Raw genomic sequence first — 16,152 nt, 5'->3', positions numbered from 1 at the left:
ACGACGAGCGGCCTTCGGCCCCCGACGCCCCCGCCGCCCCCGACGCCCCCGGCGCCCCCGCGTCCGTCCGCCCGCCCGCCGCCAGGTCCCGGTACCGCGGCGGCAGCCACGACGCCGGCTCCGGCAGCACGACCGTCCCCGCCCGCCCCCGCGACGCGACCAGCCCGACGGCGGCCAGCGCCTGCCACGCCCCGCTGACGGTCGCGGGGCTGACACCCAGGTCGGCGGCGAGCCGGCGCACCGTGGGCAGGCGGTCGCCCGGCCGCAGGTCGCCGCTGCGCACCAGGCGCGAGACGGCGGCGGCGATCCCCCGGGGACTGCGGTCCTCCACGTGCTGGGCCACGTCCATGGGCGTCATCGTGCTCCCGCGCGACCCCGCGCACGGGCCGCCCCGGACCCCGGCGTCCCAGTGTTTACAGCCCCGTCATCGACGTTCTCGGGGCCGTTACGGGCAGTAACGCCGCAGAAATGTTCAACCCCCACAGTCACATTCCCATCGGGCCCCCGCGGCCCGGTCCCAGCACCCGGCATCACCCACTGCGGAGGTCCCTCATGTCAGTCGTGCGCGTCGCCTTCACCCAGGCCACCTGGACCGGCGACAAGGAGTCGATGATCCAGCTGCACGAGGACTGGACGCGCAAGGCCGCGGCCGAGGGCGCACAGGTCATCGGCTTCCAGGAGCTGTTCTACGGCCCGTACTTCGGCATCACGCAGGACACGAAGTACTACGAGTACGCCGAGACCGTCCCCGGTCCGACGACCGACCGGTTCAGCGCGCTGGCCAAGGAGCTCGGCATCGTGATCGTGCTGCCGATCTACGAGGAGGACCAGCCGGGCGTGCTCTACAACACCGCGGCGGTCATCGACGCGGACGGCACCCTGCTCGGCACGTACCGCAAGCACCACATCCCGCACCTGCCCAAGTTCTGGGAGAAGTTCTACTTCCGCCCCGGCAACCAGGGCTACCCGGTGTTCGAGACCGCGGTCGGCAAGATCGGCGTGAACATCTGCTACGACCGGCACTTCCCGGAGGGCTGGCGGGTGCTGGCGCTCAACGGCGCGGAGATCGTGTTCAACCCGAACGCCACCGCCCCGGGCATCTCGAACAAGCTGTGGGAGGTCGAGCAGCCGGCGGCGGCGATCGCGAACGGCTACTACGTCATCGCGAACAACCGCGTCGGGCTCGAGGACAACGAGTACGGCGACGAGGCGGTGAACTTCTACGGCTCGTCCTACGCGGTCGGCCCGGACGGCAACTACGTCGGCGAGGTCGGCTCGACGACCGAGAACCAGCTGCTGATCCGCGACCTGGACCTCGACGTGATCCGGACGACCCGCGAGCGGTGGCAGTTCTTCCGCGACCGCCGGCCGGACGCCTACGGGCCCATCGTGGCGCCGTGAACGGGGGATCGCGATGAAGACCCTCATCACCGGCGGCACCGTCGTCAACGCGACCGGGCGCGGCGCGGCGGACGTGCTGATCGACGGCGAGACGATCGTCGCGCTGCTCCAGCCCGGCTCGACCGCCCTCGGCGTCGACCTGACCGCGACGGTCGACCGCGTCATCGACGCGACCGGCAAGTACGTGATCCCGGGCGGCATCGACGCGCACACCCACATGGAGATGCCGTTCGGCGGCACGTTCGCGTCCGACACCTTCGAGACCGGCACGACGGCGGCGGCCTGGGGCGGGACGACCACGATCGTCGACTTCGTGGTGCAGTACCCGCACGAGAACCCGGTCGACCAGTACGCGCTCTGGCACCAGAAGGCCGCCGGGAGCTGCGCGGTCGACTACGCGTTCCACCAGATCCTGTCCGACGTGCAGGACTCCTCGCTGCACGCGATGGACGAGCTGATCGCCGAGGGCGTCACCAGCTTCAAGCTGTTCATGGCCTACAAGGGCGTCTTCCTGTCGGACGACGGGCAGATCCTGCGGGCGATGCAGAAGGCGTCCGACAACGGCGCGATGATCATGATGCACGCGGAGAACGGGTCGGTCATCGACACCCTCGTGCAGCAGCACGTCGCCCGCGGCGAGACCAGCCCGTACTACCACGGGGTCTCCCGGCCCTGGCAGGCCGAGGAGGAGGCGACGCACCGCGCGATCATGCTCGCCGACCTCACCGGGGCGCCGCTGTACATCGTGCACGTCTCCGCGAAGCAGGCGGCCGAGCAGATCGCCCAGGCCCGGGACCGCGGCCAGAACGTGTTCGGCGAGACCTGCCCGCAGTACCTGTACCTGTCGCTCGAGGACCACCTCGGCGCGACCAGCGAGCAGTGGGGCGACTTCGAGGGCGCCAAGTACGTGTGCTCGACGCCGCTGCGCTCGAAGCACGAGGGCCACCAGCACCAGATGTGGAACTCGCTGCGCACGAACGACCTGCAGCTCGTGTCCACGGACCACTGCCCGTTCTGCATGAAGGACCAGAAGGAGATGGGGATCGGGGACTTCTCCAAGATCCCCAACGGCATCGGCTCGGTCGAGCACCGGATGGACCTGCTGTACCAGGGCGTCGTCACCGGCGAGATCAGCCTGGAGCGCTGGGTCGAGATCTGCTGCACCACCCCGGCGCGGATGTTCGGCATGTACGGCCAGAAGGGCGTGCTCGCGCCCGGCGCCGACGCCGACGTCGTGGTCTACGACCCGAACGGGCACACGTCGATCGGCATCGGGAAGTCGCACCACATGGCCATGGACTACTCGGCCTGGGAGGGCTTCGAGGTCGACGGGCACGTCGACACCGTGCTGTCCCGCGGCGAGGTCGTCGTCGACGGCGGCCTGTTCCTGGGCCGCGCCGGCCACGGGAAGTACGTCAAGCGCGGCCTGTCGCAGTACCTGATCTGACGGCCCCACCCCTGCGACCCCGAGAAGGAGGCACGCCCATGGAGTTCGGCGTCGTCCTGCAGAACGACCCGCCCGCCTCGAGGGTGGTCGACCTGGCCCGCCAGGCGGAGACCCACGGGTTCGACTACGTCTGGACCTTCGACTCGCACCTGCTCTGGCAGGAGCCGTTCGTCGTGTTCTCGCAGATCCTCGCGGCCACCCGCAAGGTGATCGTGGGCCCGATGGTCACCAACCCGGCGACCCGGGACTGGACCGTGCTGGCGTCCTCGTTCGCCACGCTCAACGAGATGTACGGCAACCGCACCGTGTGCGGCATCGGCCGCGGCGACTCCGCGGTGCGCACCCTGGCCGGCAAGCCGTCGAACCTGGCGACGCTGCGCGAGTCGATCCACGTCATCCGGGAGCTCGCGAACTCCCGGGCGGTCGAGCACAACGGCCGCAAGGTGCAGTTCCCGTGGTCCCGCGGCTCGGCGCTCGAGGTGTGGGTCGCCGCGTACGGCCCGCTCGCGCTCAAGCTCACCGGCGAGGTCGGCGACGGGTTCATCCTGCAGTGCGCGGACCCCGACGTGGCGTCGTGGATGATCCGCACCGTCCGGGACGCCGCGGAGGCCGCGGGCCGCGACCCCGACGCGATCAAGTTCTGCGTGGCCGCCCCGATGTACGTCGGCGACGGCGACTCCCCGGCCGCCCGGGCGCACATGCGCGAGCAGTGCCGGTGGTTCGGCGGCATGGTCGGCAACCACGTGGCGGACATCGTCGCGAAGTACGGCCAGGGGTCGCAGGTGCCGAAGGCGCTGACCGACTACATCGCCGGCCGGCAGGGCTACGACTACAACGAGCACGGCCGCGCCGGGAACTCGCACACCCAGTTCGTCCCCGACGAGATCGTCGAGCGGTTCTGCCTGATCGGCAGCCCTCGCGAGCACGTCGAGAAGCTGCAGGCGCTGCGCGCGCTCGGGGTCACCCAGTTCGCCGGGTACCTGCAGCACGACAACAAGGACGAGACCCTCCGGATGTACGGCGAGCGGGTCATCCCGGCGATGGCCGAGCACGTCGTGGCGACGGCATGACGACGGGGGTCGCGGGCCCGGGCGTCGCGGAGGCCGGGGACGCTGCGGTCGTCGCCCCGTCGGCGGCCGCCCTCGCACCGGCCGCCCGCCGGACCCGGGCGCTGCCCGCGCCGCTCCGCGCGCTCCGCCCGGTCGCCCTCGGCCTCGCCGCCCTCGTCCTGCTCGCCGCGCTGTGGGAGCTGGTCAAGGCGGTCGTCCCCGAGGACGGCTGGAGCGTCGGCGAGCTCCGCGTCCTGCCGCGCACCACCGACCTGGCGATGCCGCACGTCACCGAGATGCTGGCCCGGCTCGGCGAGCCGCTCACGTCCCAGCCGGGCGCCGACCCGCTGTGGCTCGCGGTGCTCCGCGCCGGCGGCACCAGCCTGCGGATCGCCGCGGTGTCCTGGGTGATCGGCGTGGTCGTCGGGTTCGCCCTGGCGCTGCTGATGACCCGGTTCCGCATCGCGCGGTCCGCGGTGCTGCCGCTCGTCGTGCTGAGCCAGACCGTCCCGCTCATCGCGCTCGCCCCGCTGGTGAAGGGCTGGGGCTCTAAGCTCGAGCTCGGCTTCACCTGGGAGCCGTGGATGTCGGTCGCCGTGATCGCCTCCTACCTGGCGTTCTTCCCGGTCGCGGTCGGGGCCCTGCGCGGCCTCACCTCGCCCGACACCCTGCACCGCGAGCTGTTCGCCGGCTACGCCGCCTCCTGGTCCCAGGAGCTGGTCCGGCTGCGGCTGCCCGCGAGCGTGCCCCACCTGCTGCCCGCCCTCCGCCTGGCGGCCACGAGCGCCGTGCTCGGCGTCGTCGTCGCGGAGGTCTCGACCGGGATGCCCGGAGGTATCGGACGCATGATCCTCGAGTTCGCCAACTTCGCCAGCAGCGACCCCGCCAAGCCGTGGGCGCCGATCTTCGGGGCGGTGCTGCTCGGCCTGGTCGCCTCCGGGGCGGTCGCGCTGCTCGGCACCGCGCTGCGCCGGTTCCGCCGGGCGGAGGCGGCCGCGTGACCCCGCCGACCGCCGCCGGGACGCCCGGCACGGCGACCGCCGCCGCGCCCGCCGCCACCGCCGCGGCCGTCCAGGTCACGGGCGTCGGCCGGGTGTTCCCCGGCGAGGGCGGCCGGGCCGTCACCGCCCTGGAGCACGTCGACCTCACCGTCGGCGCGGGGGAGTTCGTGTCGCTGATCGGCCCCTCGGGGTGCGGGAAGTCGACCCTGCTCCGGCTGGTCGCCGACCTGGACCGGCCGACCTCCGGGTCGATCGCCGTGTTCGGGAAGCCGGCCGAGCAGGCCCGCCTCGGTCACGACTACGGCATCGCGTTCCAGCAGGCCGGGCTCCTGCCCTGGCGCACCGTCCGGGCCAACATCGAGCTGCCGCTGTCGCTGCACGGCGTCGGCCGCGCGGCCCGCCGGGAGCGCGCGGACGAGATGCTGGCGCTGGTCGGGCTCGCCGACTTCGCCGACCACTTCCCGGACCAGCTGTCCGGCGGCATGCAGCAGCGTGTCGCGATCGCCCGGGCGCTGGCCGAGCGGCCCAGCCTGCTGCTGATGGACGAGCCGTTCGGCGCGCTCGACGAGATGACCCGCGAACGGCTGCAGTCCGAGCTGGTGCGGATCTGCGCCGAGACGCAGGCGGCCGTGGTGTTCGTGACGCACTCCATCCCGGAGGCGGTGTTCCTGTCGGACCGCGTCGTGGTGATGTCGGCGCGGCCGGGGCGGATCGCGGGGATCGTCGACGTCGGGCTCGGCCGGTCGGGGTCGCGCGACGACGGCCTGCGCGAGGACGAGGCGTACTTCCAGGCGGTCACGGCGGTGCGCGAGGCGCTGCACGGCGGCGCCGAGGGCGTCCCGAGCCGCGGGGTGGAGACCCGGTGAGCGCCGCGTCCTGGGGCCACCGCGCTGCCCCGCTGCTGCTGCTCGCCGCGCTGGTCGCCGCGTGGCAGGCCGTGGTGACGCTCGGCGACGTCCCGCCGTTCCTGCTGCCGAGCCCGGCGACCATCGCCGGCGAGTTCGCCGAGTTCCTGCCGACGATCGCCTCGGCCGCGCTCGTCACCGGCACGAACGCCCTGGTCGGCCTGGTGATCGGCGCGGTGGTGGCGATCGCGGCGGCGGTCCTGGCCTCCGCCGTGCGGGCCGTCGACCTGCTGCTGGACCCGGTGGTCGCGGGGCTCGCGGTGGTGCCGGTCGTGGCGCTCGCCCCGGTGCTCTACACGATGTACGGCGCCTCGGTGGAGACCGGGCGGCAGATCGTGGTGGCCGTCGCGGTCGGGGTACCCGTGTTCGTCAACACGCTGCGTGGGCTCCGGCAGGTCCGGCCCGTGCACCGGGACCTCATGCGCGCGTACGCGGCCACGCCGCGGCAGGCGACCCGGGCGGTGACCATCCCGACGGCGCTGCCGTTCGTGTTCACGGGCCTGCGGCTCGCGTCCTCGCTCGCGGTCATCTCGGCGATCGTCGCGGAGTACTTCGGCGGACCGCGGTCGGGCATCGGGTCGTTCATCACCACGGCCGCGGCGGGGTCGAACTACGCCCGCGCCTGGGCGTACGTGCTCGGCGGCGTGCTCGTCGGGCTGCTGTTCTACGGGGCCACCTCCGCGGTCGAGCGGTGGGGGACCCGCGGGGTGCGCCGGGCCTGACCTGCGCGCACCAGAACGTCCCGCGGTCGGGGGTCCGCGGGCCGGCACCACCCCGCCTGCCGACGGCGCCAGGAGGGCCGCACACGGCTGATGCGACGGACAAGGGGATGACATGAGGAACAGCACCACCAGGCGGACCCGCCTCGGGCTCGGGGCGCTCGGCGTCGTGGCGGCGCTCGCGCTGACCGCGTGCGGCGGGTCGGACGACACGGCCGGGTCGACGGAGTCGGGCAGCAGCGAGGGCGGGGACCTGACGCCCGTGAAGCTCCAGCTCCAGTGGCTCACGCAGGCCCAGTTCTCCGGCTACTACGCCGCGCTGGACCAGGGCTACTACGAGGACGCGGGCCTCGACGTCGAGATCATCCCGAGCGGCGGCGACATCGTGCCGCAGGACGCCCTCGCGAACGGCGAGGTCGACTACGCGATCGCGTGGGTGCCGAAGGTGCTCGGCTCGATCGAGCAGGGCGCGGACATCACCAACGTGGCGCAGATCTTCGAGCGCTCCGCGACGCTCCAGGTGTCGTTCGCGGACGCGGGGATCGACTCGGTCGCGGACCTCGAGGGCAAGACGATCGGCTCCTGGGGCTACGGCAACGAGTGGGAGCTGTTCGCGGGCCTGAACAAGGCGGGCGTGACGGACTTCGAGATCGTCCAGCAGGCGTTCGACATGAACGCGTTCCTCGCCGGCGACATCGACGCGGCGCAGGCCATGACCTACAACGAGTACGCCCAGCTGCTCGAGACCGAGAACCCCGACACCGGCGAGCTCTACCAGCCCGAGGACTTCAGCGTCATCGACTGGAACGACGAGGGCACCGCCATGCTCCAGGACGCGATCTGGGCGGACGCGGGCCGGCTCGCCGACGACCCCGAGTACGCCGAGACGACGGTCGCATTCATCAAGGCGTCCATCCAGGGCTGGATCTACGCCCGGGACAACGCGCAGGAGGCCGCCGACATCGTCACGGCCGCCGGCTCGACCCTCGGCACCAGCCACCAGCTCTGGATGACCAACGAGGTCAACAAGCTCATCTGGCCGTCGACCTCCGGCGGCATCGGCCTGATCGACGAGTCCGCCTGGGACGCCACCGTCGCGATGGCCAAGGAGACCTCCAACGAGACCGGCGCGACGATCATCAGCGCCGACCCGCCGGAGACCGCGTACAGCAACGAGTACGTGCAGCAGGCGCTGGACGAGCTCGGGGCCGAGGGCGTGGACGTCGAGGGCGCGGACTTCGAGCCCCTCACCGTCGAGCTCCAGCCCGGCGGCAACTGACAGGCGGGCGAGGCGGCGGCCGCCCGCGCGCCGCCGCCTCACCCCGCCCACCCCTCATCACGGAAGGCCCGCACCCATGACCGCACCCGACGCCGACGGCGCGCTCGCCCTCGAGCTCGACCGCGCGCACGTGTTCCACTCCTGGTCCGCCCAGGGCGCGCTCGCCCCGCTCGTCGTCGCCGGCGCGTCCGGCTGCGAGGTCACCCTGGCGGACGGGCGCACCCTGCTGGACTTCAGCAGCCAGCTCGTCAACACCAACATCGGCCACCAGCACCCGCGGGTCGTGGCGGCCATCGCGGAGCAGGCCGGGCGGCTCACCACCATCGCCCCGTCGCACGCCGTCCTGCCGCGGGGCCGCGCCGCCGAGGCGATCCTCCGGCACGCGCCGGAGGGCTTCTCGAAGGTGTTCTTCACGAACGCCGGGGCCGACGCCAACGAGAACGCGATCCGGATGGCGCGCCTGGTCACCGGCCGGGACAAGGTGCTCTCGGCCTACCGGTCGTACCACGGCAACACCGGCGCGGCCGTGGTCGCGACCGGCGACTGGCGGCGCGTGCCCAACGAATACGCCCGCGGGCACGTGCACCACTTCGGGCCCTACCTGTACCGCTCGGAGTTCTGGGCCACGACGCCCGAGGAGGAGTGCGAGCGCGCGCTGCGGCACCTCGCGCGGGTCGTGGAGTCCGAGGGCCCGGCGTCGATCGCGGCGATCCTGCTGGAGTCGATCCCGGGCACGGCGGGCGTGCTGGTGCCGCCGCCAGGGTACCTGGCCGGGGTCCGCTCGATCGCGGACGAGCACGGGATCCTGCTGGTCCTCGACGAGGTGATGGCCGGGTTCGGCCGCACCGGGTCGTGGTTCGCGTTCGACCAGCACGACGTCGTCCCCGACCTGGTGACGTTCGCCAAGGGGGTCAACTCCGGCTACGTCCCCGCGGGCGGCGTGCTCCTGTCCGACCCGGTCGCGCACGCGTTCGACGACCGGGTGTTCCCCGGCGGGCTCACCTACTCGGGCCACCCGCTCGCGATGGCGGCGATCGTCGCGACCATCGAGGCGATGGAGGACGAGAAGGTCGTCGAGAACGCCGCCCGGATCGGCACCGACGTGCTGGCGCCGGGGCTCGCGGCGCTCGCGGACGCGCACCCGTCGGTCGGCGAGGTCCGGGGGACCGGGGTGTTCTGGGCGCTGGAGCTGGTCACGTCGCGGTCGACGCGCGAGCCGGTCGCGCCGGCGGCGATGGCCGCGGTGAAGGCCGGCCTGCTCGCCCGGGGGCTGCTGCCGTTCGTGCAGGACAACCGGATCCACGTCGTCCCGCCGTGCGTGGTGACCGACGCCCAGGTCGCGACGGCCCTGGCGGCCTACGACGAGGTCCTGGCGGACCTGGACGCCACCCTCTGACCGCATCGGCCCGCCCCGCGTCCCGCGGCCTACAGTCGGACCGAACCCGCACCACCGAGAGGACCACCCCGCATGTCCGAGAACGCCAGCCCCGCCCTCCGCGCCGTCGTCACCGGCGCCTCCAGCGGGATCGGCGCCGCGACCGTCCGCCGGCTGCGCGCCGAGGGCTGGGACGTCGTCGCCGTCGCCCGCCGCGCCGACCGGCTCGAGGCCCTGGCCGCCGAGACCGGCGCCGAGCCGTTCGTCGCCGACCTCACCAGCGACGACGACGTGGTCCGCCTGGCCGCGCACGTCGCGGAGACCGGCGGCCTCACGTCGCTGGTCAACAACGCGGGCGGCGCGCTGGGCCTCGACCCGGTCGCCGAGGCGGACGTCGAGGGCTGGCGCCGGATGTACGACATCAACGTCCTCGGCACCCTGCGGGTCACCAAGGCGCTGCTCCCGCTGCTCAAGGCCAGCGGCCGGGGCGACGTCCTGGTCGTCACGTCGACCGCGGCGATCGGCCCGTACGAGGGCGGCGCGGGCTACACCGGCGCCAAGCACGCGGAGCGGATGCTCACCACCACGCTGCGCCTCGAGCTGATCGGCGAGCCGGTCCGGGTCATCGACATCGCGCCCGGCGCCGTCGCGACCGAGGAGTTCTCGCTGGTCCGGTTCGGTGGCGACGCCGAGCGCGCGGCGAAGGTCTACGAGGGCTACCAGCCGCTGCTCGCCGAGGACATCGCGGACGTCATCGCGTTCGCCCTGACCCGGCCGCACCACGTGAACATCGACACGCTGGTCGTCCGGCCGCGGGCCCAGGTGTCGAACACCCAGACCGCGCGGTCCTGATCGCGCACGGGCGCGGGCGCGGGGTGGCAGCATCCGGAGCATGCTGAACCGCCTCGCGCTCGTGCCCGGCAGCGTTCCGGAGCGCGGCGTGCACTTCTGGGAGCCGACCGTCGACGGGGTGCCCGTCCGCCGGCTGCTCCGCTACGACGACCCGGAGGACGTGGACCTGGACGTCGAGGGCCTCGGGCCGGCGGGGGACAACCTGCCGGTCTTCGTCCGCCGGCGACCGACGCCGTGGGTCGACGACGTGCTCGCCCTGCTGGGCGAGCGGCCCGCCGCCCAGCTCGACGCCGGCCGGGTGCCCCTGTTCGTCTGCCGGATGTGCGGGGACCTGGGGTGCGGGGCGATCACGATGCGCGTCGAGCGGGACGCGGGCACCGTGACCTGGCGGGACTTCCGCTGGGAGACCGGGCGGGACGACCCCGACGACCGCGTCGTGGTCCCGGGCGGCCCGTTCGTGTTCGACCGCGCCCGGCACGACGCCGAGGTGCAGCGGTTCGTCGACAGCGAGGAGGCGGAGCGCGCCGCGCTCCCGGTGCCGGCCGGGTCCCGGTCGGTCGGGCGACGCACGTGGCGGCGCTGGTGGCGCCGGGGGTGAGCGGTCGGGTCCGACCCCCGCCCCCGCGCCGCCGCGCCGTCACGCCCCGGCGCTCACCGTGCCCTCCATCTCGTCCGCCCGGCGGATGTGCCGCGTCACCCACGGCGAGAGCGCGAGCAGGATGAGCGCGAACGCCAGCGCCACGGCGCCGATCCCCCCGAAGTACGCGGTGTCGGACGAGCCCTCGGTCGCCTTGATGAGCTGGGCCGTGATGGCCTGCCCGGCGGCCGGCGCGAGGAACCACACCGCCATCGCCTGGTTCCGGAACGCCCGGGGCGCGAGCAGCGTGGTCGCCGCCAGCCCGACGGGGGACAGGCACAGCTCGCCGAGGGTCTGGATCACGTAGACGACCACGAGCACCCAGGCGGGCGCGAGGCTGTCGGCGAACGCCGCCGACGCGAGCGCCATGACCAGGAACGACAGCGCGGCGAGCGCCAGGCCGATCGCGAACTTGGTCGCGGTCGGCGGGCGGTCGTGCGTCTTGGACCAGATCCACGCGAACACCGGCGCCAGGATGATGATCGACAGCGGGTTCACCGACTGGAAGAACTCGGGGCTGATCGTGACGCCGAAGAACGACAGCTCGGTGCGGTTCTGCGCGAACGAGGCGAGCGTCGTCGCCGCCTGCTCGAAGATCATCCAGAACAGCATCGCCGCGACGAACAGCGGGATGTACGCGATCACGCGCGGCCGCTCGGCGTCGGTGACCTTGGGGGAGCGGTACATCACGATGAAGTAGGCGACCGGCGCGATGAACGCCAGGTACGACATCGTGTCGATGAACGTGTCCAGGTTGAACCCGCCGGCCACGAGCGCCGCGACCAGGCCGACGACGACGATCCCGCCGAGGAGGACGAGGAACCCGCGGATCAGCTTCACGCGCTCCTCGGGTCGCACCGGGTTCGGCGCGACGCCGCCCGCCCTGCCGAGGTACTTCGCACCGGCCACGAAGAACACCAGCGCGATCGCCATGCCGACGGCCGCCACGAGGAAGCCCGCGTGGTACCCGCCCCAGGCGCGCGCGGCCCCGACGAGGAACGGCGCGGTGAACGAGCCGATGTTGATGCCCATGTAGAAGATCGAGAACGCCGAGTCGCGGCGCTCGTCGTCGCGGGCGTACAGCTCGCCGACCATGCTCGACACGTTCGGCTTGAGCAGGCCGGTGCCGAGGGCGACCAGGGCGATGCCGAGGTACGAGAACCCGGCGGACGGGATCGCCAGGCAGACGTGGCCGGCCGCGATGATGATGCCGCCGATGAGCACCGACCGGCGGGCGCCGATCACGCGGTCCGCGAGCCAGCCGCCCACCACCGACAGCAGGTAGACGCTGGTGCCGTAGATCGACACGAGCGCCAGGCCCGTCGTCTCGGCGATGTCCAGGCCGCCGTTCGCGACGGAGTCGGTCAGGTAGTAGAGCAGGATGGCGCGCATCCCGTAGTAGCTGAACCGCTCCCACAGCTCGGTGGTGAACAGCGTCATCAGCCCGCGGGGGTGGCCGAAGAACGCGCGGTCGCCGGCCAGCGTGCCGGCGGGGGGTTCGCCGTGGGCGGCGGTGGTCATGGGGTGACTCCTGACGCTCGTGGTGGCGCGCCCGGACGACACACCGAATTCCAGAATGTGACCCCCGCTCGCAGCACGGCAACAGGACCATGGGCCCGTGAGGTGGCGGGCGGCCGCCGGTAACGGGCCGTGCGAGCGCCGCTGCTACGGTCGGCTCGTCCGGACGGGCCCCCGCCGTCGTACCGCATCGCGTCTCCACCGACCGCGAGGGGCTGCCCATGTCCAGCGACCGCCGCACCACCCCGCCGATCCACGGGCGGGCCAGCTTCCGCACGGCGATCGACCGCACCGAGTTCCCCGAGCACGGCCTCGACCCGGACGAGGTCTACGAGCTGCTCCACACCGGCCTGATGCTGGACGGGCGGGAGACGCTGAACCTCGCCTCGTTCGTCACGACCTGGATGGAGCCGCAGGCCGAGGCGCTGATCCACGACACGCTGCGCAAGAACCACATCGACCACGAGGAGTACCCGGTCGCCTCGCTGGTCGAGGAGGCCTGCGTGCACATGCTCGGGGACCTGTTCCACGCGCCCGACCCGGCGGCCGTGGTCGGCGTGGCCACCATCGGGTCGTCCGAGGCGATCATGCTCGGCCTGCTGGCGCACAAGCGCGCGTGGCAGCACCGGCGCACCGCGGCGGGGGAGCCGACGGACCGGCCGAACGTCGTGTTCGGCGCCGAGACGCACGTGGTGTGGGACAAGTTCGCCAACTACTTCGACGTCGAGATGCGCAAGATCCCGATGCGCCCGGACCGGTACACGATCACCGCCGAGGACGTGGCGTCGCGGGTCGACGAGCGGACGATCGCGGTGGGCGCCGTGCTCGGCACCACGCACATCGGCGAGGCGGACCCGATCGCCGACATCGACGCCGCGCTGGTGCGGATCAAGGCCGACCGCGGCTGGGACGTCCCGCTGCACGTCGACGGCGCGAGCGGCGCGTTCATCGCGCCGTTCGCCGAGCCGGACCTGGCCTGGGACTTCCGGCTGGAGCAGGTCGCGTCGATCAACGCCTCGGGCCACAAGTACGGCCTCGTGTACCCGGGCGTCGGGTGGCTCGTGTTCCGCGACGCGTCCCGGCTGCCCGAGGACCTGGTGTTCAGCGTGAACTACCTCGGCGGCGCGCAGCCGACCTACACGTTCAACTTCTCCCGCGGCTCCGCGATGATCCAGGCGCAGATGTACAACTTCCTGCGCCTCGGGCGGGACGGGTACACCGCGATCGTCGAGACCATGCTGGCGAACGCGCGCTACCTGAACGAGGCGCTGAAGGCCACGGGCCGGTTCGAGATCCTCAACCCGGGGCTGGCCGAGCCGGTCGTGACGTTCCGGCTGGCGGGGGACCCGGGGTACGACGTCTACCACCTGTCCGCGCGGCTCCGGGAGAACGGCTGGATCGTCCCCGCGTACAGCCTGCCGCCCAACGCCGAGGACGTGCACCTCATGCGCGTCGTCGTCCGGCTGGACCTCAGCCGGCTGATGATCGACCAGCTGCTGCGCGACCTCGACCTCGCGTGCACCGCGCTCGAGGCGGAGTCGCCGGTGCCGCGGGCGCACCACGCCCCGGACCTGTGGACCGCGCCGGCGCACGCGGCGGCGCGGAGCAAGGCGCGGACCGGCCTGCGGCGGTGACCGGCGCGGGGCCGCCCGGGGACGCGGCGCGGGCGGTGCGCGCCCGGCGGCCGGCAGGAGCGCCGCGGCCCAGCGCCGCGAGCGTCCGGCTCGGGCTGCTGTTCGGCCTCGGGTCGGTGTGCTTCGCCGTCGGGTCGCTGCCGCTGTACGCGGCGCGGGTCGCGCCCGAGGTGGCGGCGTGGACGTTCGTGGTCGGGTCGGTGCTGTTCACCTCGGCGGCGGCGTTCCAGGTCGCGGGGACGCCGCGGGACGACCGCCTCGACCGCGCGGCGGCGCTGGTGCAGCTGGTCGGCACGGTGTGCTTCAACGTCAGCACGTACGCAGCGACGCGGGACCTCGCGGCGCCGTCGGCCCGGCGCCTGGTGTGGGCGCCGGACGTGTACGGGTCGGTGTGCTTCCTCGTGGCGAGCGTCCTCGCGTGCGTGGCCGTGCGGCGCGCGGTGCGGCCGCGGGCGGTGCACGGCGTGCCGGGCACCGCGGCGGGCGAGCGGAGCGCGCCGGGCGCGCCGGGCGCGCGGGTCGCGTGGCGGCGCGGGTCCGTCGACTGGTGGGTGGCGGCGCTGAACCTCGCCGGTTCGGTGGCGTTCGGCGCGGCGGCGGTCGCGGCGCGGTACGTCGCGGGCACCACCGAGGAGACGAACGTGGCGCTGGTGAACGCCGGGACGTGCGCGGGGGCGGTGTGCTTCCTCGTCGGCGCGGCGCTGCTGCCGGTGGGGTCGGTGCGCGAGCGGTCGCGCGCCCGCGGCGCGGCTGCGTAGGCCAGGTGGGGCTTGAACCCACGACCGACGGATTATGAGTCCGCTGCTCTGACCGGCTGAGCTACTGGCCCTCGTCGACCCCCGAGGCTACCAGCGGGCCCCGGAGCGCCCTGACCTGCGGGTCCCCGGCGCGCGTTGACACCTCCGCGCACCCCGCACTAGCGTCTGCGGAAACCGGTTGCGAAACACCGACCTAGCAAGGGAGCTAGCCATGTTCAGCACACCTCGGTGGTCCCGGGGCCTCACGGCGGCCGCGGCCCTCGGCGCCGCGGGCCTGGCCCTGACCGCCTGCGCGCCGTCGGCGCCCGCCCCGTCGGGCGCGGGCTCCGGCGCGTCCGGCGACGCCACCAGCATCACCGTCGGCATGGAGGCCGGCTCCCCGCACGAGGCCTTCTACCGCGAGCTGGCGGCGGAGTTCACGGAGGAGACCGGCATCGACGTCGAGATCCTCGGCGTCCCGCACGACACCATGCACCAGCAGTTCCTCTCGGACGCGATCGCCGGCGGCGGCGCCTACGACGTCCTGACCGTCGACCAGCCGTGGATCGCCGAGTTCGCCCAGAACGGCTACCTGTCCCCGCTGGGCGACCGGCTCGAGGACGCGGACCGTGCGGACTTCGTCGAGCACACGCTGGACACGGTGAGCTACGACGGCGAGCTCTACGGTCTGCCGTTCCTCGTGCACAACCTGGTCACGTACTACCGCCCGAGCCTGCTCGAGGCCGCCGGGATCGACGGCCCGCCGACGACGTGGGAGGCGTACCGGGCGGCCGCGGCCGCGACGACCGACCCCGCCGCGGGCGTCTACGGGACGATGGTGCCCGGCAACCGGGACGGCGAGGTCGCGACCCGGTTCGAGAGCTACGTCCAGCAGGCCGGCGGCGACATCGTGGACGACGACGGCGCCCCGACGATCGACACCCCGGAGGCGCGCGACGCCTTCGACCTCATGACGGGGATCCAGTTCGAGGACCAGTCGAGCCCGCAGGGGCTGCACGACCTGTCCGCGATGCAGGGCCAGTTCCTCGAGGGCAAGGTCGCGATGATCTCCATCTGGCCGTACCTCTGGGCGCAGGCCTCCGACCCGGCGCAGTCGAAGATCGCCGACGACGTCGCGGTGGCCCTCAACCCGGGCGACCCGGACCAGGTCAGCACGACGTTCTCCTGGGGCTTCGGCGTCTCGGCGTCCTCGGACGCGCAGGACGCCGCGTGGCGGTGGGTGAGCTGGGCGACCAGCAGCGACGTCCTGGCGCGCAAGGCGATCGAGCAGCTGTCCCCGGCGCCCCGCACGTCGTCGATGGAGACGCTCGCCGCGTCCGACGAGCTCTCGCAGGCCGACCGCGACGCGCTGGCGGTGTTCTCCGAGTCCGTCGAGGCGAGCACCACGATGCCGATGACCCCGGCGTACGCGCAGTACCAGACGGCGATCGCGGAGGCCGTGTCCGCCGTCATGTCGCAGCAGCAGACGCCCGACGAGGCCCTCGCCGCGGCGCAGTCCGAGATGGAGCGGGCAGCTGGCCGCTGACCTGCGTGGGGGGGGGGGGGGGGGGGGGGGGGAAGGGGAGCACAAACAACCA

At 73.2% G+C, this 16,152-nt stretch carries 15 protein-coding genes and 1 tRNA gene; 13 read left to right on the top strand and 3 right to left on the bottom strand.

Going from position 1 to position 16,152, the window contains the following annotated elements; translation table 11 throughout:
• On the bottom strand, positions 1 to 349 hold a 349-nt coding region (locus AC3WUG_RS17690), incomplete at its 3' end, for a GntR family transcriptional regulator (RefSeq protein WP_492328863.1).
• 203 nt (positions 350 to 552) lie between these two features.
• Between AC3WUG_RS17690 and AC3WUG_RS17685 the strand changes: the two genes are divergently transcribed.
• The 10 genes from AC3WUG_RS17685 (at position 553) to AC3WUG_RS17640 (ending at position 10,626) form a co-directional block, all read left to right on the top strand.
• The gene (locus AC3WUG_RS17685; RefSeq protein ID WP_154730895.1) at positions 553 to 1,401 is read left to right on the top strand and encodes a nitrilase-related carbon-nitrogen hydrolase; all 849 of its coding nucleotides are present in this window, start codon (positions 553 to 555) and stop codon (positions 1,399 to 1,401) included.
• Between the two features lie 13 nt (positions 1,402 to 1,414).
• Positions 1,415 to 2,848 carry a dihydropyrimidinase gene (hydA, locus tag AC3WUG_RS17680; RefSeq protein WP_492328862.1) on the top strand — a complete coding sequence of 478 codons (1,434 nt, stop codon included), beginning with the start codon at positions 1,415 to 1,417 and terminating at the stop codon, positions 2,846 to 2,848.
• Positions 2,849 to 2,886: 38 nt separating this feature from the next.
• Positions 2,887 to 3,918 (top strand): TIGR03842 family LLM class F420-dependent oxidoreductase, encoded by a 1,032-nt coding sequence (locus AC3WUG_RS17675; RefSeq protein WP_324845573.1) that lies wholly within the window; start codon positions 2,887 to 2,889, stop codon positions 3,916 to 3,918.
• Entirely contained in the window at positions 3,915 to 4,898 is a 984-nt protein-coding gene (locus AC3WUG_RS17670) for an ABC transporter permease (protein ID WP_492328861.1), read from the top strand. The genes AC3WUG_RS17675 and AC3WUG_RS17670 overlap by 4 nt, the downstream gene beginning before the upstream one ends.
• Positions 4,895 to 5,764, top strand: a complete 870-nt coding sequence (locus AC3WUG_RS17665) for an ABC transporter ATP-binding protein (protein WP_492328860.1) — start codon at positions 4,895 to 4,897, stop codon at positions 5,762 to 5,764. The genes AC3WUG_RS17670 and AC3WUG_RS17665 overlap by 4 nt, the downstream gene beginning before the upstream one ends.
• Positions 5,761 to 6,525: an ABC transporter permease gene (locus AC3WUG_RS17660; protein ID WP_492328859.1), complete on the top strand. Its 765-nt coding sequence runs from the start codon at positions 5,761 to 5,763 to the stop codon at positions 6,523 to 6,525. Before AC3WUG_RS17665 ends, AC3WUG_RS17660 begins: the two co-directional genes overlap by 4 nt.
• Before the next feature lie 112 nt (positions 6,526 to 6,637).
• The gene (locus AC3WUG_RS17655) at positions 6,638 to 7,801 is read left to right on the top strand and encodes an ABC transporter substrate-binding protein (protein WP_492328858.1); all 1,164 of its coding nucleotides are present in this window, start codon (positions 6,638 to 6,640) and stop codon (positions 7,799 to 7,801) included.
• Positions 7,802 to 7,877: 76 nt separating this feature from the next.
• Positions 7,878 to 9,197 (top strand): aspartate aminotransferase family protein, encoded by a 1,320-nt coding sequence (locus AC3WUG_RS17650; RefSeq protein ID WP_492328857.1) that lies wholly within the window; start codon positions 7,878 to 7,880, stop codon positions 9,195 to 9,197.
• A 72-nt stretch (positions 9,198 to 9,269) separates the two neighbouring features.
• A complete protein-coding gene (locus AC3WUG_RS17645) occupies positions 9,270 to 10,028 on the top strand; it encodes an SDR family oxidoreductase (RefSeq protein WP_492328856.1) in 759 nt (252 codons plus the stop codon).
• Between the two features lie 40 nt (positions 10,029 to 10,068).
• Positions 10,069 to 10,626 (top strand): hypothetical protein, encoded by a 558-nt coding sequence (locus tag AC3WUG_RS17640; RefSeq protein WP_492328855.1) that lies wholly within the window; start codon positions 10,069 to 10,071, stop codon positions 10,624 to 10,626.
• A gap of 39 nt (positions 10,627 to 10,665) precedes the next feature.
• Here AC3WUG_RS17640 and AC3WUG_RS17635 read toward each other — a convergent pair whose 3' ends face one another.
• Positions 10,666 to 12,186 carry a peptide MFS transporter gene (locus AC3WUG_RS17635; protein ID WP_492328854.1) on the bottom strand — a complete coding sequence of 507 codons (1,521 nt, stop codon included), beginning with the start codon at positions 12,184 to 12,186 and terminating at the stop codon, positions 10,666 to 10,668.
• A 218-nt stretch (positions 12,187 to 12,404) separates the two neighbouring features.
• Between AC3WUG_RS17635 and gad the strand changes: the two genes are divergently transcribed.
• Both gad and AC3WUG_RS17625 read left to right on the top strand, forming a co-directional pair.
• Positions 12,405 to 13,817, top strand: coding sequence for a glutamate decarboxylase (gene gad / locus AC3WUG_RS17630; RefSeq protein ID WP_492328853.1), 1,413 nt, complete (start codon positions 12,405 to 12,407; stop codon positions 13,815 to 13,817).
• Positions 13,814 to 14,575 carry a YrhK family protein gene (locus tag AC3WUG_RS17625; RefSeq protein WP_492328852.1) on the top strand — a complete coding sequence of 254 codons (762 nt, stop codon included), beginning with the start codon at positions 13,814 to 13,816 and terminating at the stop codon, positions 14,573 to 14,575. The genes gad and AC3WUG_RS17625 overlap by 4 nt, the downstream gene beginning before the upstream one ends.
• On the opposite strand, the gene AC3WUG_RS17620 is transcribed toward AC3WUG_RS17625, so the two are convergent.
• A tRNA-Ile gene (locus AC3WUG_RS17620) sits at positions 14,573 to 14,646 on the bottom strand. The genes AC3WUG_RS17625 and AC3WUG_RS17620 overlap by 3 nt on opposite strands.
• A gap of 140 nt (positions 14,647 to 14,786) precedes the next feature.
• Here AC3WUG_RS17620 and AC3WUG_RS17615 point away from each other — a divergent pair.
• Positions 14,787 to 16,100: an ABC transporter substrate-binding protein gene (locus tag AC3WUG_RS17615; protein ID WP_158375276.1), complete on the top strand. Its 1,314-nt coding sequence runs from the start codon at positions 14,787 to 14,789 to the stop codon at positions 16,098 to 16,100.
• Positions 16,101 to 16,152 lie beyond the last annotated feature (52 nt).

This window comes from Cellulomonas sp. EB106-03-03-XG116 (genome assembly GCF_058792015.1).
This window is presented reverse-complemented; position numbering and strand designations above follow the sequence as displayed.